This is a genomic window from Rhodococcus sp. NS-SX18 (assembly GCF_057367935.1).
In genome coordinates, this window is record NZ_CM170633.1 from 890,447 (window position 1) to 911,470 (window position 21,024).

21 protein-coding genes are annotated in these 21,024 nt (G+C 69.6%); 14 read left to right on the forward strand and 7 right to left on the reverse strand.

Features of this window, described 5'->3' with window-relative positions; translation table 11 throughout:
• Positions 1 to 26: 26 nt before the first annotated feature.
• Together AC2IPW_RS04110 and AC2IPW_RS04115 are read left to right on the forward strand one after the other, a co-directional pair.
• A complete protein-coding gene (locus tag AC2IPW_RS04110) occupies positions 27 to 869 on the forward strand; it encodes an enoyl-CoA hydratase-related protein (protein WP_486376353.1) in 843 nt (280 codons plus the stop codon).
• 115 nt (positions 870 to 984) lie between these two features.
• Positions 985 to 1,641 carry a TetR/AcrR family transcriptional regulator gene (locus AC2IPW_RS04115; protein ID WP_371384402.1) on the forward strand — a complete coding sequence of 219 codons (657 nt, stop codon included), beginning with the start codon at positions 985 to 987 and terminating at the stop codon, positions 1,639 to 1,641.
• On the opposite strand, the gene AC2IPW_RS04120 is transcribed toward AC2IPW_RS04115, so the two are convergent.
• Genes AC2IPW_RS04120 through AC2IPW_RS04130 form a run of 3 tightly spaced genes read right to left on the reverse strand, consistent with a single transcriptional unit; the run spans position 1,553 to position 3,701 of the window.
• Positions 1,553 to 2,044, reverse strand: coding sequence for a WhiB family transcriptional regulator (locus AC2IPW_RS04120; protein WP_486376968.1), 492 nt, complete (start codon positions 2,042 to 2,044; stop codon positions 1,553 to 1,555). The genes AC2IPW_RS04115 and AC2IPW_RS04120 overlap by 89 nt on opposite strands.
• 37 nt (positions 2,045 to 2,081) lie before the next feature.
• Positions 2,082 to 2,855, reverse strand: a complete 774-nt coding sequence (locus AC2IPW_RS04125; RefSeq protein WP_371384404.1) for an SDR family NAD(P)-dependent oxidoreductase — start codon at positions 2,853 to 2,855, stop codon at positions 2,082 to 2,084.
• Between the two features lie 21 nt (positions 2,856 to 2,876).
• Positions 2,877 to 3,701 carry a sugar phosphate isomerase/epimerase family protein gene (locus AC2IPW_RS04130; protein WP_371384405.1) on the reverse strand — a complete coding sequence of 275 codons (825 nt, stop codon included), beginning with the start codon at positions 3,699 to 3,701 and terminating at the stop codon, positions 2,877 to 2,879.
• Positions 3,702 to 3,890: 189 nt separating this feature from the next.
• On the opposite strand from AC2IPW_RS04130, the gene AC2IPW_RS04135 reads away from it, so the two are divergent.
• The 4 genes from AC2IPW_RS04135 to AC2IPW_RS04150 all read left to right on the forward strand — a co-directional run bounded on the left by AC2IPW_RS04135 (position 3,891) and on the right by AC2IPW_RS04150 (position 7,921).
• On the forward strand, positions 3,891 to 5,291 hold the full coding sequence (locus tag AC2IPW_RS04135) for an MFS transporter (protein ID WP_371384406.1): 1,401 nt from the start codon (positions 3,891 to 3,893) through the stop codon (positions 5,289 to 5,291).
• Positions 5,288 to 6,172 carry a transketolase gene (locus AC2IPW_RS04140; protein ID WP_003939664.1) on the forward strand — a complete coding sequence of 295 codons (885 nt, stop codon included), beginning with the start codon at positions 5,288 to 5,290 and terminating at the stop codon, positions 6,170 to 6,172. Before AC2IPW_RS04135 ends, AC2IPW_RS04140 begins: the two co-directional genes overlap by 4 nt.
• Positions 6,169 to 7,158, forward strand: a complete 990-nt coding sequence (locus tag AC2IPW_RS04145) for a transketolase family protein (RefSeq protein WP_371384407.1) — start codon at positions 6,169 to 6,171, stop codon at positions 7,156 to 7,158. Before AC2IPW_RS04140 ends, AC2IPW_RS04145 begins: the two co-directional genes overlap by 4 nt.
• Positions 7,159 to 7,264: 106 nt before the next feature.
• Positions 7,265 to 7,921, forward strand: coding sequence for a GntR family transcriptional regulator (locus tag AC2IPW_RS04150; RefSeq protein WP_003939666.1), 657 nt, complete (start codon positions 7,265 to 7,267; stop codon positions 7,919 to 7,921).
• 81 nt (positions 7,922 to 8,002) lie between these two features.
• Here the strand turns inward: AC2IPW_RS04150 and AC2IPW_RS04155 are convergent, their stop codons facing one another.
• The 3 genes from AC2IPW_RS04155 to AC2IPW_RS04165 are packed head-to-tail and all read right to left on the reverse strand — an operon-like array spanning position 8,003 to position 10,671.
• The gene (locus AC2IPW_RS04155) at positions 8,003 to 9,193 is read right to left on the reverse strand and encodes an acetyl-CoA C-acetyltransferase (RefSeq protein ID WP_486376354.1); all 1,191 of its coding nucleotides are present in this window, start codon (positions 9,191 to 9,193) and stop codon (positions 8,003 to 8,005) included.
• A gap of 51 nt (positions 9,194 to 9,244) precedes the next feature.
• Positions 9,245 to 9,907, reverse strand: coding sequence for a CoA transferase subunit B (locus AC2IPW_RS04160; RefSeq protein WP_003938908.1), 663 nt, complete (start codon positions 9,905 to 9,907; stop codon positions 9,245 to 9,247).
• Entirely contained in the window at positions 9,904 to 10,671 is a 768-nt protein-coding gene (locus AC2IPW_RS04165; protein ID WP_040784110.1) for a CoA transferase subunit A, read from the reverse strand. The genes AC2IPW_RS04160 and AC2IPW_RS04165 overlap by 4 nt, the downstream gene beginning before the upstream one ends.
• Before the next feature lie 200 nt (positions 10,672 to 10,871).
• Between AC2IPW_RS04165 and AC2IPW_RS04170 the strand changes: the two genes are divergently transcribed.
• Positions 10,872 to 11,654 (forward strand): IclR family transcriptional regulator, encoded by a 783-nt coding sequence (locus AC2IPW_RS04170; protein ID WP_124258957.1) that lies wholly within the window; start codon positions 10,872 to 10,874, stop codon positions 11,652 to 11,654.
• A gap of 78 nt (positions 11,655 to 11,732) precedes the next feature.
• Here the strand turns inward: AC2IPW_RS04170 and AC2IPW_RS04175 are convergent, their stop codons facing one another.
• Positions 11,733 to 12,770 carry a phosphotransferase family protein gene (locus AC2IPW_RS04175; RefSeq protein ID WP_486376355.1) on the reverse strand — a complete coding sequence of 346 codons (1,038 nt, stop codon included), beginning with the start codon at positions 12,768 to 12,770 and terminating at the stop codon, positions 11,733 to 11,735.
• A gap of 154 nt (positions 12,771 to 12,924) precedes the next feature.
• Here AC2IPW_RS04175 and AC2IPW_RS04180 point away from each other — a divergent pair, with 154 nt between their 5' ends.
• From AC2IPW_RS04180 to AC2IPW_RS04210, 7 genes are all read left to right on the forward strand, one after another.
• Entirely contained in the window at positions 12,925 to 13,734 is an 810-nt protein-coding gene (locus AC2IPW_RS04180) for an alpha/beta fold hydrolase (protein ID WP_124258960.1), read from the forward strand.
• Complete coding sequence (locus tag AC2IPW_RS04185) at positions 13,734 to 14,996, forward strand: SpoIIE family protein phosphatase (RefSeq protein WP_416062726.1); 1,263 nt, start codon at positions 13,734 to 13,736, stop codon at positions 14,994 to 14,996. The genes AC2IPW_RS04180 and AC2IPW_RS04185 overlap by 1 nt, the downstream gene beginning before the upstream one ends.
• 132 nt (positions 14,997 to 15,128) lie before the next feature.
• A complete protein-coding gene (locus AC2IPW_RS04190) occupies positions 15,129 to 15,968 on the forward strand; it encodes an enoyl-CoA hydratase-related protein (protein ID WP_268966319.1) in 840 nt (279 codons plus the stop codon).
• On the forward strand, positions 15,955 to 16,989 hold the full coding sequence (locus AC2IPW_RS04195) for a phosphotransferase family protein (protein WP_268966320.1): 1,035 nt from the start codon (positions 15,955 to 15,957) through the stop codon (positions 16,987 to 16,989). Before AC2IPW_RS04190 ends, AC2IPW_RS04195 begins: the two co-directional genes overlap by 14 nt.
• Before the next feature lie 32 nt (positions 16,990 to 17,021).
• On the forward strand, positions 17,022 to 18,215 hold the full coding sequence (locus tag AC2IPW_RS04200) for an acyl-CoA dehydrogenase family protein (RefSeq protein WP_371383396.1): 1,194 nt from the start codon (positions 17,022 to 17,024) through the stop codon (positions 18,213 to 18,215).
• Entirely contained in the window at positions 18,212 to 19,309 is a 1,098-nt protein-coding gene (locus AC2IPW_RS04205; protein ID WP_486376356.1) for an acyl-CoA dehydrogenase family protein, read from the forward strand. Before AC2IPW_RS04200 ends, AC2IPW_RS04205 begins: the two co-directional genes overlap by 4 nt.
• A gap of 46 nt (positions 19,310 to 19,355) precedes the next feature.
• On the forward strand, positions 19,356 to 21,014 hold the full coding sequence (locus tag AC2IPW_RS04210; RefSeq protein WP_416062729.1) for an AMP-binding protein: 1,659 nt from the start codon (positions 19,356 to 19,358) through the stop codon (positions 21,012 to 21,014).
• Positions 21,015 to 21,024: the final 10 nt, after the last annotated feature.

The window sequence follows — 21,024 nt, forward strand, 5'->3', positions numbered from 1 at the left end:
CACCCGTCGCGCAGAGAGGAGCCCCCGTGGCTCGGACCGGAACCGATGACTCGATAGTCCTCGAGCGGCACGGAGAAATCGCCGTCGTACGCTTGAACCGTCCCGATCGGCTCAACGCGTTCACCGACGCGATGTGCTACCGGCTCATCGAGATCTTCGACGAGACCGACACCGACGACGAGGTGCGCGCGGTCGTGCTCACCGGAACCGGCCGGGCGTTCTGCGCGGGGGCTGATCTCGCCGCAGGCGGCGACACGTTCGTCCTCGGCGAGGACCCGGCGACCGGCGGAGCCCCCGCCGACACGGGGGGACAGGTAACGCTGCGGATCTACCGTTCCCTGAAGCCGGTGATCGCAGCAATCAACGGCCCCGCAGCAGGCGTCGGTGTCACGATGACACTTCCGGCCGATATCCGCATCGCCTCGGACACGGCCAAGTTCGGATTCGTGTTCACTCGCCGCGGCTTGGTGCCGGAGGCATGCTCGACGTGGTTCCTCCCGCGGGCGGTCGGAATCTCCACCGCCGTCGAATGGGCGGTCGGGGGAAAGATGGTGCCGGCCAAAGAAGCTCTCGAACGCGGATTGGTACGTGAACTCGTGCCGGCCGATCAGGTGTCGGCTCGGGCCATCGAGATTGCTCGGGAACTCGTATCCGGCACGGCCCCTGTCTCCGCAGCACTGACACGGCAGCTGATGTGGCAGATGCTCGGAGCCTCCAGCCCCGAAGTCGCGCACCGCGCCGAGTCCGCCGGCATCTACGTGCGGGGCGTCTCCGATGACGTGCGCGAAGGGGTCGCTGCCTTCCTCGAAAAACGTGCACCGGAGTTTTCGGATCGCGTGTCGGACGGGCTACCGGACCTGTTCGAGTAACCCGGAAGTCGTGGTCGATCGTCCTTGCCGTCCTGACGGGTCGAGTATTTGACAAAGGTCAGCACTTGTATCATTGCCCGTACGGATACGGCGAGGGCGACTTCAGGAGTGACGAATGGCGCGACGGCGGGTGAATGTCCTCAGCGACGACGCCGAGGTGGCGCGCGGCCAGATCTTGAAGGCTGCCGAATCGATGTTCCAGCGGTACGGGCTGACGAAGACGACGATGGACGACATCGCCAAAGAGGCCGGTGTTTCGCGGCCGACGGTGTACCGCTACTTCGGGGACCGTGACACCCTGATCACGGCGCTGATCGAAGTGCGGTCACGCCGACTGTTCGACAAAGCCCGAGACTTCCTGCGTGAGCGGGAGACTTTTGCGGAGCAGATCGTCGACGGCTTGATCTTCCTCGTCGATCGTGGTCGCCACGATCCGATCATCCGGCTGATCGTCAGTCCCGAGCACATGGACCTGGCGACAGCGCTGGTCGGAAGCAGCGGCCTGGCGGCCAGGCTCACACAGGAAATGTGGGCTCCATTGCTCGAAGAGGCCCGCGAACGGGGTGAAATCCGCAACGGCCTCACCGACGAGGAGATCTGCCAGTGGATCGCACTGGTGCAGCTCATCCTCGTGGGGCGGATGGACTTCAGCTCCGAAGGCGACCCGGAGAACCGGCGGATGCTCACCAATTTCCTGCTGCCGGGGATCGTGACGGAGAAGTCCGCCAGGAAGCCGCGGTCCCGTGCGAAGACTGCCGCTCCGGCCCCCTAGATTCGCGGGTGCCGACGCCGGGATCGTCTCGGGTGAGCTCGGTGTGTCGGCGGAGGTCGGATCGACCGCTGTCGGAACCGTCCCGGACTGCGTGCTTGCGGCGTTCTGCTTCGGAGGTCCCGCCCCAGATCCCATGTCCTTCATCGGTGTCGAGTGCGAAATTCAGGCATGGGATCCGGACGGGGCAGGTTGTGCAGATCTGTCTTGCAATCCGTTCGCGCCGCAGCCGAACCCCGCGTGTTTCGTGATCGGGCGGATAGAAGACGGACGGGTCGACGAGACGGCAATCGGCGCGTGACTGCCACTCCCATCGGGTTGCACCCGACCGAGTCGGAGAATGGACGTGAAGTGAAAAGGTGCGTTCATGGCTCTTCGTCGCTCGGGTGACAAGGAGGCGGGGTATCGGAGTGCAGTGCCCCGCTGCGAGTGGCCTGGCGTGATCAGTGCATGTGGCTGCCGCCGTTGATGTCGACGGTGGTGCCGGTCAGGTAGGCGGCGTCCTCGGAGGAGAGGAACGTGATGACCGAGGCCACCTCGCGGGTGGTGGCGGTGCGCCCGAGCGGGATGTCGCGGCAGATGGCGGCTTCCTGTTCGGGGGTGCTGCCGACGCGGATTCCGGTGTCGACTGCTCCGGGGGTGACGGCATTGACGGTCACCCCGGTGTCACCGAGCTCGCGGGCGAGGGACTTGGTGAAGCCGAGGACGGCCGCCTTGGCAGACGAGTAGGGGACCTTGCCGAAGACACCGCCGCCGCGCTGCGCGGAAACGGAGGACATGTTCACGATCCGGCCCCAGCCGTTGTCGATCATCGCCGGGAGGAAGGCGCGGGTGACCAGGTAGGTGCCGGTGGCATTGACGGCCATGACCTTGTTCCACAGTTCGAGGGTGGTGTCGAGGAACGGCACCGGCGAGGTGATTCCGGCGATGTTGGCCAGGGCCCCGACGGGCGGGAGGGTGCCGGCGGCCACTTCGGCGGCGACGGCGTCGTGCGCGCGCCGGACGGACGATTCGTCTGCGACGTCGATCTCGTGGCCGAACGCCGGAACGGAGTATTCGCTGCCGATCTCCGCTGCGACCTTGGCGGACTTCTCGCCGTTCAGATCGAGAACGACGACGGCCCAGCCGTCCTCGGCGTAGCGGCGGGCGGTGGCGAGGCCGATACCGCGCTCGGAGGTGGCGCCGGTGACGACGGCGGTGCGCTGGGTGGAAGACATGGTTCTCCTTCGATGGCTGGGTCAGGGGATGAGCGGGGAAATGAAGCGGGCGGCCCGGGCGGTGCTGTCCGGGCGTCGATCGTGGGTGACGTCGCGGGTTTCGAGTTCGAGGCTGAAGTGGCCGGCGTAACCGAAGTCGGCAAGGGCCTCGATGCCGGCGGCGAAGTCGGCGGCACCGTTTCCGAGGCTGAGATTGATGTTCCCGGGGACGGCATCGCGCAGATGTACGTGGGAGATGCGCCGGCCGAACAGGTGGACGAAGTCGACCGGGTCGCCGCCGGAGGCGACGATGTGACTGAAATCCATCACAATCCCGATCTCGGGCGAGAGTCTGGCGGTCAGCTGCGTGGCACGGGCGATATCGCAGCACAGGCGGTGCACGTGCAACGACTCCGTCCACAGGGCCACCCCGAAGACCCGGGCGGTCTCGGCTGCCCACTCCAGTTGGGCGGCAACGACATCGAGATCCTCGTCGAGTGATCGGACCGGGGTGTGGTCGAGGGCTCCGCACGGCAGGACCAGCGCCCGCGCCTCGACGCCGGCAGCGAGGGCGAGCAACTGATCGAGATGGCGTTTCCGCTCGTCGCGCTGGGCGGGAGTCGGTGGCAGGTTGAGGTCGCCGATGTCGCCGTTGACGCTGCGCACGCGCAGTCCGGATGCGGCCACTTCCTCGATCACCTGCTCGACGCCGGGGGCGTCGAGGCCGAAGGGAACGTGGTCGCACACTCCGGGTAGGGCGCCGAGATCGATCTCGGCGAACCCGAGGCCGGAGATGGTCGAGAGGGCCTCGCTCAGGGCGAGGTGGCGGAAGCTGATCGATGAACAGCCGAGCCGGTCGTGGACCACGAGGACTCCTTCGAAGGAACGAGGTGATGCAGACCACGGTAGAACGATTGACTGTCAACAGTCAACGGTCGAACATTGACGGTTGACATGGACTGGTGGTGGGGGTCACACTCGGTGCACACTGTTGACAGTCGACATCCACGTTCCCGATCCCCCTACCGGTCCTCCCGGTTCGAAGAGGAGATGTTCATGAGCACCGATGCTCTCCGGATGCGCGGTCCCGTCCACGGCACGAAAGACGCCAAACGCGTCGCGATCGGCTCCTCGGTAGGGGCGGTCATCGAGACCTACGACTTCATCGGCTTCGGCACCGCCGCAGCCCTGTACTTCGGTACCGCCTTCTTTCCCAGCGGCGATCCGGTCATCGGTACCCTCGCCGCCTTCGCCACCCTCGGTGTCGGATTCGCGGCCAGGCCCCTCGGGGGCATCCTCGGCGGGCACCTCGGCGACAAGATCGGCCGCAAACCCGTCCTGGTCGCCTCCCTCATCGTCATGGGCCTGGCCACCTTCGCGATCGGGCTGCTGCCGACCTACACCCAGGTCGGACTCGTCGCGCCGGCCCTGCTGGTGACCGTGCGGATCGTCCAGGGTCTGGCCTTCGGCGCCGAGTGGGGCGGGGCGATCCTGATGAGCTACGAACACGCCCCCTGGAAGGCGAAGGGCCGCTATACCGGCATCGTCCAGGCCGGTTTCCCGGTCGGGCTGTTGCTGGCGAATCTCGTCTTCCTCTTCAGCGTGCACCTGGGTGGTGACTGGGCGTGGCGCGTGCCGTTCCTCGCCAGCATCGTCCTGGTTGCCGTCGGCCTGATCATCCGGTCCAAGGTGCCCGAGTCCCCGGTCTTCGAAGACGTCAAGGACAGCGGTGAGATCGCAGCCTCCCCGGTACTCGAGTCGATCAAGAAGGACTGGCGCGACATCCTGCGCGGCATCGGACTGCGAGTCGCCGAAACCGCCGGATACGCGGTCTCGATCACCTACATGATCTCGTATCTGCACACCAACGACCTGGCCGGAAAATCCGAAACACTGCTGGCGCTGTGCATCGCCTCCGCGATCGGCATCGTTGCCACCTTCGCCTGGGCCGCCCTGACGGACCGCATCGGACGCCGCCCGGTGTACCTGGGCGTGTGCGCCTTCGCCGCCTTGTTCGGCATGCCGATGTTCCTGTTGGTCAACACCGGCCTGTTCATCCTGATCGTCGCGACGATCGTCGTCGCCTACGCGGTGTGCCAGAACGCTCTCGCCGGCGCGCAGGGTGCCTGGTTCCCCGAACTGTTCCAGGCGGCGCGGCGCGCCTCGGGCGCTTCCCTGGCCTACCAGATCTCGGCCATGGTCTCCGGCTTCACCCCGTTCGTCACCACTCTGCTCTACGTCTCCCTCGGCTGGGTCGGCCCGGCCCTGTTGTTCAGTGCCTTCGGACTGATCGGCTTGATCACAGCCTGGTTCACCCGGGAGACGTGGGGCGCTACCGAGCGCCGGCTCGCCGACGAGGCCACGCGCTCAGAAGAACACGCCTCCGGCCACGGCGACGCAACGCCGCACCGCCACGCCGGAACGGCCTCGAACACCAAGGAAAAGGAACTGTTGTGACCACCACTGCGCACGTCGGCGCCCTCCCTCGCGACCGTCGCCTCGCCGCCGTCGACGAGTTCGCCTACCGCCTCAGGCACAACGTGCTCGACATGGGCCAGGAACAGGGTCAGGGCTATGTCGGACAGGCTCTCGGCGCGGCCGACATCCTGGCCACCGTCTACGCCGCACACCTGCGGTTTCGGGCCGACGACCCCGACTGGGTCGGCCGCGACCGGTTCCTGCTCTCGACCGGCCACTACGCCATCGGGCTCTACGCAGCGCTCGCCGAGGCCGGAACCATCCCGCGTGAGGAACTGCTGACGTACGGCTCGGACGATTCCCGCCTCCCGATGTCGGGGATGTCCTCCTACACCCCGGGCATGGAGATCTCCGGGGGTTCGCTCGGGCACGGTCTCCCCGTCGCCGTGGGAATGGCCCTGGGTCTGCGCCACCAGGACTCGCAGGCGCGGGTGTTCAACTTCCTGTCCGACGGGGAACTCGACGAAGGCTCGACGTGGGAAGCGGCGATGAGCGCGCACCACCACCAGCTCGGCAACCTGATCGCGATGGTCGACATCAACGCTCTGCAGGCCGACGGCGCGACCGCCGGGGTGCTCGGCACCGAACCCGTGCACGACAAGTGGACCGCCTGCGGTTGGCGCACCTACCGCGTCGACGGCAACGACACCGACGCCCTGCTCGGTGCCTTCGACGATGCCGTGGACGGTGCCGCCGCACACGGCGCGCCGGCGGTCGTCCTTTGCGACACGCGTGTCGGCAAGGGGGTGCCGTTGCTGGAAACCAGGGAGAAGGCGCACTTCATGCGGATCGACGAGCACGAATGGCAGATCTGCCGCGACCAGTTGACCGCCGGATACGACCTCGAGGATGCTCGATGACCACCACCGCTCCCAAACTCAAGACCTCGGCGATGATCGCCTCCTTCGTCGATCCCGGCCAGAAGACGACCGCCGCACCCTTCGGCCACGCACTGGTCGCGGCGGCGCAGTCGAACGACAAGATCGTCGGGCTGTCCGCGGATCTGGCCAAGTACACCGACATGCACATCTTCGCCGAGGCCTTCCCCGACCGCTTCTTCCAGATGGGCATGGCCGAACAACTGCTGTTCGGTGCCGCCGCCGGCATGGCGGAAACGGGACTGGTGCCGTTCGCTTCGACCTACTCGGTGTTCGCTGCCCGTCGCGCCTACGACTTCCTGTGCCTGGACATCGCCGAACCGAATCTGAACGTCAACATCGTCGGCGGTCTGCCGGGCCTGACCACCGGCTACGGCCCCAGCCACCAGGCCACCGAGGACATCGCCATCTTCCGCGGCATGCCGAACCTGACGATCGTCGACCCGTGCGATTCGGTAGACATCGAGCAAGCGGTCCCGCAGCTGGCCGCCTGCCCGGGACCGACCTATCTGCGCTTGCTCCGCGGCAAGGTCGCCACCGTCCTCGACGAGTACGGCTACAGCTTCGAACTGGGGAAGGCCAAGGTACTGCGCGACGGCAACGACGTCGTCTTCGTCACCAGCGGCCTGATGACGATGCGGGCCCTGCAGGCCGCCCAGGAGCTGTCCCGGCACAACGTCGACGTCGCCGTGGTCCACACCCCGACGATCAAGCCGTTCGACGCCGCCACCGTGCTCGCCGAGATCGACACGGACCGCCTCGCTGTCACTCTCGAGAACCACACCGTCGTCGGGGGGCTGTTCGAGACGGTGGCTGCCGCCGCCGTGGGTGTGGGCCTCGGGCGGAAGATCACACCGATCGCGCTGCCCGACCGCTTCCTCGACGCCGGCGCTCTGCCGACGCTGCACGATCGTTACGGTCTGAGCACCGACCGGATCGTCGCCCGCGTCCTGGCCGAGCTGGGCTGAGTCGGCGCTCCGAGTGAGCGGGCCCGCACCGTCGTCGGTGCGGGCCCGTATCATTGTCGACAGACTGTTGTCGACAGTTGCCCGCTGACACCGCCTGGAGGCATCAATGGCCGCACAACCCGCCGCGCTGCTCGGACTGGAGAAGACCAGTCTGCGCCAGCAGGCCGTCGCGGCCCTGCGCAGCGCCATCACCAGCGGCGCCCTCGCCCCGAGCAGTCCGCTCGTCGAAACCGAGCTGTCCGAGATGCTCCAGATCAGTCGCGGCACCCTGCGTGAGGCCATGCGCCAGCTTCAGCAGGAAGGGCTGATCTCCGCTGGTGCGCGGGGCCGGCTCTACGTCCGCCATCTCGACGCCAAGGAGATCCGCGACATCTTCGCCGTCCGCGCGGCCCTCGAGGCCCTCGCGGTCCGGGAGCTCGCGGAGCTACCCGACCGCTCGACCGTGGTCCCGGCCCTGCGTGAGGCGCTCGACGTGATGGCGCGTGCCGAGCACGATCTCGAGGCCCGCATCGAGGCAGATCTGAACTTCCACCGCATCCTCTGCCGGCTGACCGGCAACGAAACGCTGATGCACTCGTGGCAGTCCCTCGAAGGGTCGATCCGCATGTCCATCATGTTCGCCGGGCTGGAAAAGGCTGTCGGCAACATGGACGTCGGACGGCACAGCGCCATCGTCGACGCCATCGAAACCGGCGACTCCGACGAAGCAGCCGCCACCGTGCGCTCCCACATGAAATGGGCTGCAGCCAATCTCGTTTCCTGAGGCACCTCGGAAGCGTTCGGGCGGAGGCGATCGTGTCGCCTCCGCCCGAACGGTCTTCGAAGGATCCTCGAGGTGTGAGTCCTACGCCTTGGGGACGCGGACGATGAGGGCGTCGCCCTGCCCGCCGCCGCCGCACAGGGCCGCGGCCCCGACCCCGCCGCCGCGGCGGGCCAGCTCGAGGGCCAGGTGCAGCACGATCCGCGCCCCGGACATCCCCAGCGGGTGCCCCAGCGCGATCGCCCCGCCGTTGACGTTGACCCGCTCCGGGTCCAGGCCCAGCTCCCCGGTCGAGGCGATCCCCACCGCGGCGAACGCCTCGTTGATCTCCACCAGGTCCAGATCCTTCGGGTCGATGCCCTCCCGCTCACAGGCCTTCGCGATCGCCCGCGCCGGCTGCGACTGCAGCGTCGAGTCCGGACCGGCGACCACCCCGTGCGCGCCGATCTCGGCCAGCCAGGACAGCCCGAGTTCCTCGGCCTTGGCCTTGGACATCACCACCACCGCCGCCGCGCCGTCGGAGATCTGCGAGGCCGACCCGGCGGTGACGGTGCCGTCCGGGGCGAACGCCGGACGCAGCTTCGCCAGGGACTCGGCGGTGGTGTCCGGGCGGATGCCCTCGTCGGCGGCGACGACGAGCGGGTCGCCCTTGCGCTGCGGGATCGACACCGGCACCACCTCGGCGTCGAACAGCCCGTCCTTGTGCGCGCGGGCCGCCCGCTGGTGGCTGGCGGCGGCGAAGGCGTCCTGCTCGGCGCGCGAGACCGCCGCCGCGCCGGTGTTGGCGGACTCGGTCAGGGCGCCCATGGCCTGGTCGGTGAAGATGTCGTGCAGCCCGTCGAAGGCCAGGTGGTCGCGCAGGGTGACATCGCCGTACTTGAACCCGGCGCGGGACTTTTCGAGCAGGTGCGGGGCCTGGCTCATCGATTCCTGGCCGCCGGCGACGACGACGTCGAACTCGCCCGCGCGGATGAGCTGGTCGGCCATCGCGATCGCGTCGATGCCCGACAGGCACACCTTGTTGATCGTCAGGGCGGGGACGTCCATCGGGATGCCGGCGGCGACGGCGGCCTGCCGGGCCGGGATCTGCCCGGCGCCGGCGGTGAGCACCTGCCCCATGATCACGTACTCGACCTGCTCGGGGGCGACCCCGGCCTTGGCCAGGGCCCCGGCGATGGCGACCCCGCCGAGGTCCGAGCCGGAGAAGTCCTTCAAGGCGCCCTGCAGACGCCCCATCGGGGTCCGGGCTCCGGCAACGATGACAGAACTGGTCACAATGGCTTCTCCGATCCTGTTGGCGAGCAGTGGTATTCGATTACGTTCGTCTCAGACGAGCTCGTCGATGCGGACCTCGAGCGGCGCCGCGGTGGCCGCGAGGACCTCGTCGACGGTGACGCCGGGTGCGAGTTCACGCAGCGCGAGGGTCCCGTCACCCACGACGTCGATCACCGCGAGATCGGTGATGATCCGGTCTACGACACCCTGGCCGGTCAGGGGCAGCGAGCAGGTGTCGACGATCTTCGAATTGCCCTCGCGGTCGGTGTGTTCCATGACCACGATGACCCGGCTGGCGCCGTGCACCAGGTCCATGGCGCCGCCCATGCCCTTGACCATCTTGCCGGGGACCATCCAGTTGGCCAGGTCGCCCGTGCGGGAGACCTGCATGCCGCCGAGCACGGCGGTGTCGATGTGCCCGCCGCGGATCATCCCGAACGACAGTGCCGAATCGAAGAAGGCCGCACCGGGATTGACGGTCACCGTCTCCTTGCCCGCGTTGATCAGGTCCGGGTCGACGTTCTCCTCGGTGGGGTAGGGGCCGGTGCCGAGGATGCCGTTCTCCGAGTGCAACGTCACGTGCACGTCCGGCGGGAGATGGCCGGGGATGAGCGTCGGCAGTCCGATACCGAGATTGACGTACTCGCCGTCGATCATCTCCTCGGCCGCGCGGGCCGCCATCTGATCTCGGGTCCATCCCTTGGTGCCGGTCATCGTGCCGCCCCTTCCGTTGCCTGAACTGTCCGCTTCTCGATCCGCTTGTCCTGCGGACCGGTTTCGACGATGCGCTGCACGAAGATTCCCGGCAGGTGCACCTGGGCGGGATCGAGTTCGCCGGGCTCGACGAGTTCCTCGACCTGCGCGATGGTGACCTTGCCGGCCATCGCGGCCAGCGGATTGAAGTTCATCGCCGTCTTGTCGAAGATCAGGTTGCCCGCGGTGTCGCCCTTGACCGCGTGCACCAGCGCGAAGTCGGCGGTGATGCCCTGCTCCATCACGTACCGCTTGTCGCCGAAGGCCCGGGTCTCCTTCGGCGGGGACGCCACGGCCACCGAGCCGTCGACGTTGTACCGCCACGGCAGTCCGCCGTCGGCGACGGGGGTGCCGACGCCCGCGGGGGTGAAGAAGGCGGGGATGCCGGCGCCGCCGGCCCGCAGCCGCTCGGCGAGGGTGCCCTGCGGGGTGAGCTCGACCTCGAGCTCACCGGCGAGGTACTGACGGGCGAACTCCTTGTTCTCGCCGACGTAGGAGGCGGTCACCCGGCGGATCTGCCGTCCGTTGAGCAGCAGGCCGAGGCCGTGGTCGTCGACACCGCAGTTGTTGGAGAAGACCTCCAGGTCGCCGACGCCGGACTCGACGAGCGCGCGGATCAGGGCGTCGGGGATGCCGCACAACCCGAACCCGCCGACGGCGATCGTCGCGCCGTCGGACACGTCCGCGACGGCCGCCGCGGGCGTACCGAACACTTTCGTTCCCATCAAGACCCCTCTCGAGAATTCGGTCCGTGCGGACCCGGTGCAGGATGTGTTCACTCAATGGACGAGCGCACATCATGTGCTTACCACTACAAACGCCAGGTCCTTCGATTTCAAGACCTTGTCAGAGGCCTTTTCGAGATTGCTCGCCCATCGGAACGTCGTTGCGGCCGACGTTCACTGAGTGGACGTATTCTGGGGGCATGACGGACGAGCAGAGACCTCAGGTGATCGGGCGGGTCGGAGCCCTCCTGCGGGCGATCGCCGGGCACGAACCGGTCGGATCGTCGACGTCCGACCTCGCGCGGGCGACGAGCCTCGCACGGCCGACCGTGCACCGCCTGCTGACCTCGCTCGCCGACGAGGGGCTCGTCGACCGTGACCCGAAGACCGGACGATGGTCGCTGGGACCCGAGCTCTACCTCCTGGGCTCGCTCGCGGCCGGCCGGTACGACATCACCGACCTCGCCCGGGACGTGCTGCGCGATCTCGCGCGGGAGACCGGGGAGAGCGCGTTCCTGTCCGCCCGGCGCGGTGACGAGACCGTGTGCCTCGCCAGTGAGGAGGGCAGCTTCCCCCTGCGCTCCCACGTCCTGCACGTCGGCATCCGGCTGCCGCTCGGGGTCGCGTCCGCGGGACTGGTCATCCTGTCCCATCTCTCGGACCGCGACATCGACGAGTACCTGTCCCGCACCGACCTGACCGCGGAGTGGGGACCGGACCACACCCGGCAGGCGGTCGAGGAACGGATCGTCGCGACGCGCCTGGCCGGCTACTCCACCAATCCCGCTCTGCTCGTGGAAGGGAGCTGGGGGATGGGGGCCGCCGTCTTCGACCACCGCGACGCACCGGTCTGGGCGCTGAGCATCACCGGGGTCGAGAGCCGCTTCCGCGAGGATCGTCGCCCCGAACTCGGGGAACTGTTGCTCCGGCAGGCCCACCGGCTCACCCAGTTGCTGCGCCAGCGCCCCCGGCGCTCCGGGTGAGGGCCCCGAGGTGATCCGCGAGGGGCTGCGGCACCGGCTCGCCGTCCCGGCGTCCAGGCGGCCCGCATTGTCGTCGCGTCAGCCCGGCCCCCGTCCCGTGAGCACCTCGCGGGCCATCTCGGCCAGTTGCGCCGGCCGCCGGGCGAGGGCGTCGACGTCGACGTCCTGGCCGCCCATCGTCCCGGCGCGGAACCTCGCCGCCACACCCTCCGCAATGGCGGCGAGCTTCCACAGCGCGAAGGCCTGGTGGTAGCGCAGGTCGTCGAGATCGCGTCCGGTCGTGTCGGCATACCGGGTGGCGATCGTGTCGACGTCGAGGAAACCGTCGGCGGGATCGGGTGCCCAGCCGATCACGTCGGCCGACGCCCAGGTGGCGGTGAGCCACCCGAGGTCGGCCAGGACGTCGCCGACGGTCCACAGTTCCCAGTCGAGCACCGCCCGGACCTCACCGTCGGGCCCGATCAGCAGGTTGCCCGGCCGGAAGTCGCCGTGCACCAACCCGGTCCACCGTTCGGCGGGCAGATGCCGGGTCAGGAGGTCGTGGACGTCCCACAGGGGACCGGGACCGACACCGCCGTCGGCGAGCTGACGGCTCCAGCGGCGCAACTGGCGCTCGAGGTAGCTGCCGGGTCTGCGCATCTGCGCCAGCGGTCCGGTCGTGGTGTCCACCGCGTGGATCTTCGCGAGGGTGTCCACGATGCTGTGGGAGGCGGCCCGCCGGTGGCGCCGGGGGAGCGCGGCGACCGTCTCGGCATCGTCGAGGACGATGCCGTCGACGTGCGTCATGACGTAGAAGTCCGCCCCCGTCACCGCGTGGTCGGTGCAGTAGCCCAGTACCGGCGGTACCGGCACCGGGCCGCCGGCGAGCAGGTCGAGGATGCGCCACTCCCGCACGACGTCGTGGGCGGAGGAGAGCAGCGTCCCGGTCGGCGGCCGGCGCAGGACCCACCGCGTCCCTGCGTCGTCACGGACCCGGTAGGTCAGATTGGACCGGCCTCCGGTGATCAGTTCGAAGCGCAGCGGCGGTGCGACCGCCGGAAGGTTCTCGACGAACCACGCGGTGACGCGCGCGGCGTCGATTCCGATCGGCTCGCTCGCGGCATTCGACTGGGCCATCGCGCCCCTGCTCTCGGTGGGAAGGCGTGTGTGCGGATCCTTCATGCCTACCTGCCCCGCGCACCGATCGGTGCGTGCCGTGCCGGGCCGACCGAAAGTTCCGGAACACCGTCCACAGGGATGGGATCTCTGCGACCGTGCGAGTATGAGGCCCGTGAACGTCCTCACCAGAAACCACGTACGCGTCACCGGCCGGGCCGGCGCGCCCGTCGTGGTGCTGGCACACGGGTTCGGTTGCGACCAGAACCTGTGGCGGCTGGTGGTGCCGGACTTGGAACGCGACTTCACCGTGGTGCGGTTCGACCACGTGGGGGCGGGCCGATCGGATCTGTCTGCGTGGAGCGCGGAGCGGTACTCGGATCTCGACGGCTACGCCGACGACGTGCTGGCGGTGTGCCGGACGCTGGATCTCGGACCGGTCGTCTTCGTCGGGCATTCGGTGAGCGCGATGATGGGGGTGCTCGCCGCCGCACGCGACCCCGGCGCGTTCGCCGGGCTGGTGCTGCTGGCCCCGTCGCCGTGCTTCGTCGACGATCCCGCCGCCGGGTACCGGGGCGGGTTCAGCGTCGCCGACATCGAGGAGCTGCTGGAGTCGCTGGAGGCGAACTACCTGGGCTGGTCGGGTGCGATGGCGCCCGTCATCATGGGCAATCCGGAACGTCCCGAACTCGGCGAGGAACTGACCGCCGCCTTCTGCCGCACCGATCCGGCGATCGCCCGGGTCTTCGCCCGCGTGACCTTCCTCTCCGACAACCGGGCGGACCTGGCGAACGTGAGTGTTCCGACCGTGGTGGCCCAGTGCTCACGCGACGCGATCGCCCCACCGGAGGTGGGTGCGTTCGTCCATGCGCAGATTCCGAAAAGCCGATTGGTGACGCTGGACGCCACGGGGCACTGCCCGCAGCTCAGTGCTCCGGACGAGACCGTGGCCACGATCGCCGCCTTCGCCGGTTCGGTGGGGTGATGATCCCGACCCGGGAGACGGACGACGGCCGGAACCCGGGCGCCGGGGCGCCGGGGGGCGAGGATCGGGAGATTCGCGCCGCGCTGGCCGAGGACAGCGCCGAGAGCCTGTACGAGAACGCGCCCTGCGGCTACCTGTCCACCCTGCCGGACGGACGCATCGCGAAGATCAACGCGACTCTGCTGCAGTGGCTGGGACTCCGGCGCGACGAGGTGGTTGGCCGGCGGTACTTCTCCGACCTGCTCACGGTCGGCGGCCGCCTCTACCACGAGACCCACTTCGCCCCGCTGCTTCGCATGCAGGGTGAGATCAGCGGCATCGCACTGGAATTGAAGACGGCCGACGGTGCCCGTCTGCCCGTCCTGGTCACTTCGGTGGTCCGGTCCGACGACCACGGGCAGCCGCTGCTGATCCGCACCACCGTCTTCGACGCCCGGGAGCGCCGGGCCTACGAGATCGAGCTGCTGCGCGCCCGCCGGGAAGCCGAGGACGAACGTCGACGACTGCAGCGGCTGACCCGCACCCTCCAGGCGACGTTGCTGCCGCCCGACCTGCCACACGTGCCCGGTCTCGAGGTCGCCGCGCACTACCACATCGCGTCCCCGGACGAGGTCGGCGGCGACTTCTACGATCTGTTCCCGCTCGCTGCCGGCACCTGGGGCCTGTTCCTCGGCGACGTGTGCGGCAAGGGGGCGGCCGCGGCCGTGATGACCTCCGTCGCGCGCTACACCGTGCGTGCCGCGGCCGTCTACGCTTCCGGTCCGGCGGCGGTACTGGCCGACCTGAACACCGTCCTCGTCGAGCGGTACCGCATGCACGATCCGCGGTTCTGCACCGTCGTGTTCGGGACGCTCACCCCCGACGCGTCGCCGGGCAGCTTCCGCGTCACCCTGGCGTCGGGTGGGCACCCGCCGGCTCTGTTGCTGCGCGCCGACGGCAGCGCCGACTACGTACCCATTCCGGGTGGTCAGCTCATCGGGTTGCTACCGCGGGCCCACATCGCCAGCGCGGTCGTCCGGCTGGATCCCGGCGACACCCTGGTGCTCTACACCGACGGTCTCACCGAGGCCCGCAGCGCTCCGGGCGCCGACGAGCGCTACGGCGAGCAGGCTCTGCTCGACTTCGCCCGGAGGCTGGGTCCGGTCACCGCCGGGGAGGCCGTCACCGCCGTCCGCGAACTCCTCGACACCCTGGGCACCGGGGTGGAGGACGACACGGCCGTCCTCGCCGTCCACGCGCCGCGCCGCAGCGTCGGGTCCTGACCCCGGTTCCCGGTCACACGGGGCTGCCGGGAGCGATTGACATCACACCGTCCCCGGCGCACACTATGCAAGCGCTCAGCAACTTGAATCTGACGTCAAGTTATGTGACTCCCTGCTGTGAAGGAGCACCGGATGACCGACGCACCCGCCGCGACGACCCGCGGCGTGGCCACCACCGACGACCTGGTCCTCGCCGAGCGGCGCGGACCGGTCGTCCTGCTCACCCTCAACCGGCCGGCCAAGCTCAACGCCTGGAGCAACGCCCTCGAGGACCGCTACTTCGACCTGCTCGCGCAGGCCGACGACGACCCGCAGGTACGGGCCGTCGTCGTCACCGGCGCCGGCCGCGGATTCTGTTCCGGTGCCGACCTGGACGACCTGCGCCACGTCGCCGACGCCACGGACGACGACCTGGTGCGCCCGCGCCCGCGCGACTTCCCGCTGCACGTCCGCAAGCCGATCGTCGCCGCGATCCGCGGTCCCGTCGCTGGGCTCGGTCTGGTCGAGGCCCTCTACTGTGACGTCCGATTCGGCGACGCGACCGCCCGCTTCACCACAGCGTTCGCGCGCCGCGGACTCATCGCCGAGTACGGCGTCACCTGGCTGCTGCCCCGCGTCGTCGGCCACAGCCGCGCTACGGACCTGCTGCTGTCGAGTCGCATGATCGACGCCGACGAGGCCCACCGGATCGGTCTGCTCGACCACCTGGTCACCACCGGCAGCGTGGTCGACGCGGCCGTCGCCTACGCGACCGACCTCGCTGTCCACTGCTCACCGCGGTCGATGGCGACGATCAAGACGCAGCTGCGCGACGACGCAGACCGGTCCTACCCGGACGCCGTGGTCGCCGCGGACCGCCTGATGGTCGAGGCCTTCCGCGGCCCCGACGTCGCCGAGGGCGTCGCCAGCCACCTCGAGCGGCGCGCCCCCGAGTTCGCCGCCCTGCCCGGGAGCGCCCATGCCACTGCGTGAAACCGTCGGCATCGACCCGGACGCGATCCTGCGCTGGCTGGGCGATCTCGGCATCGAGCACACCGCACCGCTGACCTTCGATCGCATCGGCCTCGGGCAGTCGAACCTGACCTACCTCGTGCAGGACGGCGACGGGCGCCGGTGGGTGCTGCGGCGACCACCGCTCGGACATCTGCTGGCGTCCGCACACGACGTCGCGCGCGAGGCCCGCATCCTCTCGGCGCTCGAGTCCACCGACGTGCCGACACCGACAGTGTTCGGACTCACCGACGATCCGGCGATCAGCGACGTGCCGATGGTGCTCATGGAGTACGTCGACGGACAGGTGGTGGACCGGATGTCCGTCGCGGAGTCCCTGACGCCGGAGCGCCGCCGCCGGATCGGGCTGTCGCTCGCGCGGACGCTCGGCCGCATCCATGCCGTGGACCTCGACAGCACGGGCCTCGCCGCCCTGGCCCGCCCCAAGCCGTATGCCGAGCGGCAGCTGCACCGCTGGGCCGGCCAGTGGGAGAAGTCGAAGACCCGCGAGCTGCCCGAACTCGACGACCTGACCCGCCGGCTCCTGGCCGCGGTGCCTCCGCAGCACGAAACCACCCTGGTGCACGGCGATTTCCATTTGCGCAACGTCATCACCTCGTACGACAGCGGTGACGTCGTCGCGGCGCTGGACTGGGAGCTGTCCACCGTCGGCGACCCGCTCGCCGACGTCGGGTCGCTGTTCGCCTACTGGCCCGAGCCCGGGGAGGACACCGGCGGCGACTTTCCCGCCTCCACCCTCGAGGGTTTCCCCAGCCGCGCCGAACTCGCCGCCGTCTACCTGGACGAGACGGGCCGCGACCCGGCGGCACTGCAGTTCTGGCACGCGCTCGGATTGTGGAAGGTGGCGGTGATCGCGGAAGGCGTGATGCGCCGCGCGCTCGACGAACCGCAGAACAAGGCCGCGGCCGGCACTCCCACGATCGAACGCATCGACGCCCTGGTTCACAAGGCCCGCGAGATCGCCGACGACGCCGGCATCTGACGCCCCGACCCCTCGACACGCAGGAGACGACGATGTCCCCCGACGAGCAGACGACCGCACGCGACCTCTCCGCGCGTGTGAAGACGCTTCTGTCCGAACATGATCCGAGCACAACCCGGCCCGAGGACTTCCTCGGCGCACGATTCGACGCCGGCCTCGCCTGGGTGCACTTCCCGCCGGGCCACGGCGGGCTCGGCCTGCCGCAGAGCCACCAGGCGCAGGTCGAGGCCGAACTGGCCGCCGCCGGCGCGCCCCGGCCTGCCGCCGGCCGCAACGGCATCGGCCTGGGCATGGCCGCCCCCACCATCGCCGCCTTCGGCACCGAGGAACAGAAGAGCCGGTTCCTGCGCCCGATCTACACCGGACAGCACATCTACTGCCAGCTGTTCAGCGAGCCCGGCGCAGGCTCCGACCTGGCCGCCGTCGCGACCCGCGCCGTCCGCGACGGTGACGACTGGATCGTCGACGGCCAGAAGGTGTGGACCTCCGGCGCACAGAACGCGCAGATGGCGATCCTGGTGGCCCGCACCGATCCGTCCGTGCCCAAACACGCAGGGCTGACGTACTTCCTGCTCGACATGAGCGATCCCGGCGTCGACGTGCGGCCGCTGCGGCAGATCACCGGTGAGGCCGAGTTCAACGAGGTGTTCCTCACCGGAGTGCGGGTACCCGACGCCGATCGGCTCGGTGACGAAGGGCAGGGCTGGCGCGTCGCCACCACCACCCTCAACAACGAACGCGTCGCGATCGGCTCCGGTGCGCCCCGCGAGGGCGGCATGATCGGCAAGGTCACCGAGGCCTGGCGCGAGCGCCCCGAGGTGCGCGACCCGGCGCGGCACGACGAGCTGATGCGGCTGTGGGTCGAGGCCGAGGTGACCCGGCTGACCGGCGAACGCCTGCGCCAGCAGCTCGCCGCGGGTCAGCCCGGCCCGGAAGGCTCCGGCATGAAACTCGCATTCGCCCGCCTCGCCCAGACGATCTCCGGCTTCGAGGTGGAACTGCACGGCGAGCAGGGCCTGCGCTACGACGACTGGACCCTGCGCCGGCCCGAATCGGTGGACTTCACCGGCCGCGAACCCGGATACCGGTACCTGCGCGCCAAGGGCAACTCGATCGAGGGCGGCACGTCGGAGATCCTGCGCAACGTCGTCGCCGAGCGGGTGCTCGGGCTGCCGCCGGAACACCGTGTGGACAAGGACATTCCGTGGAAGGACCTGGCGCGATGACCGACCTGCTGTACTCCGACACCGAGGACGCCCTGCGCGACAGCGTCCGTCGCATGCTCACCGAACGCTGCCCTGCGTCCGTCGTGACGACCGCGTACGACGCTGCGCCCGATGACTTCTCGGGCGTGTGGAAGACCGTGGCCGTCGAACTCGGACTGGCCGGACTGCTGGTCCCCGAATCTCTCGGCGGCGGCGGCGCGAGCACCCGCGAGGCCGCGGTCGTCATGGAGGAGATCGGCCGGGCCGCCGCCCCGGTGCCGTACCTGTCGAGCGCGGTGCTCGCCACCGTCGCGCTGCTGCGTGCCGGCGACACCGGGACTGTGCCGGACCTGGCGACCGGTGCCGTCACCGGCGCCCTCGCGGTCCCGCTGTCGACGGGGCCGGACGCCGCGATCACCGGGGTGCGTCGCACCGGCGACGGCCTGACCGGCCGGGTCACCAGCGTTGCCGGAGCACACGAGGCCGACGTGCTCGTCGTCCCCGTCGCGGGCGCTGACGGCCTCGAACTGCACACCGTCCGGTCGGACGCCGCCGGCGTCACCGTGACCCCCGTGCTGTCACTGGACATGACCCGGCCGATCGCCGACATCGAGTTCACCGGGGCAGCCTCCACCCGCGTCGACGACGGCGACGCGGCAGCGGCGGTGGCCGAGGCGCTCCGGTGCGGGGCGGTGCTGCTCGCCTCCGAGCAACTCGGGGTGGCCCAGTGGTGCCTCGAGACGACCGTCGCCTACGTCAAGGAGCGCCGCCAGTTCGGTCGCGCCGTCGGCTCGTACCAGGCGATCAAGCACCGGCTCGCCGACCTGTGGCTCGAGGTGGGCGCCGCGCAGTCGGCCGCCCGGTACGCGGCCGACGCGTACGCGCGCGGCGACGACGACACCGCGATCGCGACCGCCGTCGCCCAGTCGTACTGCAGCGACGTCGCGGTGCACGCCGCCGAGGAGTGCATCCAGTTGCACGGCGGCATCGGAATGACCTGGGAGTACCCGGCGCACCTCTACCTCAAGCGGGCCAAGGCCGATCAGCTCGCGCTCGGCGTCCCGTCCCGGCACCGCGCCCGCCTGGCCGAGCTCGTCGACCTGCCGGTCGCATGAACTCGACTGCGCTGCAACCACACACGAGAGGACAGGTGTCGCGACGATGAGCTGGTACGACGACAGGCCCTGGATGGCGCAGTACGATCCCCGCGTAGCCGAGGCCGGGCCCGTCCCGCGGCGGACCACCCTCGAGGTGTTCGCGGACGCCGTCGCCACGGCGCCGGACGGGCCGGCGATCACGTATCTCGGTGCGGCGCTGACGTATCGGGAGGTCGACGAGCTCAGCGACGGGGTGGCGGCGTACCTGCTCGCGCAGGGATTCCGCAAGGGTGACCGGCTCGCCGTGTACCTGCAGAACGTGCCACAGTTCGTCCTCGCGCTGTTCGGTGCGTGGAAGGCCGGCGGCGCGGTGGTGCCGCTGAACCCGATGTACAAGGACGAGCTCGACCACATCCTCACCGACGCAGGCGTCGTCGCCGTCGTGTGCGGTGAACAGGCGTGGGCGGACCGGGTGGCGGAGCGGTCCGCCGGGGCGGGCGTGACGATCGCGTTGACGGCGAGCGAGCTGGACCTGCAGACCTCGAACGACGAGCGGCTCTTCGCCGGTGTCGAGCGCCGCCGGACCCCGGGTGTCCCCGATCTGCTCGAGGTCGCCCGCGAGTGGGCCGGCCGCCCCGTCCCCGACCCTGGCCTGGTCCCCGACGACATCGCGCTCGTCTCCTACACGTCCGGGACGAGCGGACTGCCCAAGGGTGCCACCAACACCCACGCGAACCTCACCGTCAACTGCGTACTGCTGCGCCTGTACGACGAAATCCCGGCGGGTTCGCCGATCTTCGCGCTCGCGCCGCTGTTCCACATCACCGGGATGGTCGTGCAGCTGCTCACGGCGGTGGATCTGGCCGGTCCGCTGGTCCTGGCTTACCGCTTCGACGCCGGGGTGGTGCTCGACGTCCTGAAGCGGGAGCGGCCCGCGTTCATGGTCGGCCCGTCGACCGCGTTCATGGCGCTGCTGGCACATCCGTCGTTCTCGTCGGACGCGTTCGAGTCGCTGCTGACTCTCAATTCCGGTGGCGCGCCGCTGCCGCCGGCCATCGTCGAACGCTTCCGCGAGCGGACCGGCCTCTACATCCGCAACGGGTACGGCCTGACGGAGACCAGTGCGCCCTGCGTCGTCGTGCCTTCCGGTCGTGAGGCGCCGGTGGATCCGGACTCGGGCACACTGTCCATCGGTCTGCCGCTGCCCACCGCGACGGTGCGCATCGTCGACGAGGACGGCAAGGACCTCGGACCGGGCGAGGTCGGGGAGATCGCCGTCGAGGGGCCGATGGTCGTCCCCGCCTACTGGAATCTGCCCGAGGCCACTGCCCAGTCCATTCCGGGCGGACGGTTGCTGACCGGTGACGTCGGCTTCATGGACGCACAGGGCTGGGTGTACGTCGTCGACCGCAAGAAGGACATGATCAACGCCTCCGGGTTCAAGGTCTGGCCCCGCGAGGTCGAGGACGTGCTCTACCGGCATCCGGCGGTCCGGGAGGCCGCGGTCGTCGGCGTGCCCGACTCCTACCGCGGCGAGTCGGTCGCCGCGTTCGTGAGCCTGCGCCCGGACCAGCAGGTCGACCCGGACGAACTGGTGACCTGGTGCCGCGAGCGGCTGGCCGCATACAAGGCACCCCGGTCGGTCGAGATCCTCGACGAGCTGCCCAAGACCACCAGCGGGAAGATCCTGCGCCGCGAGATGCGCAGGGTCGCATCGTCCTGACCCGAGGAGG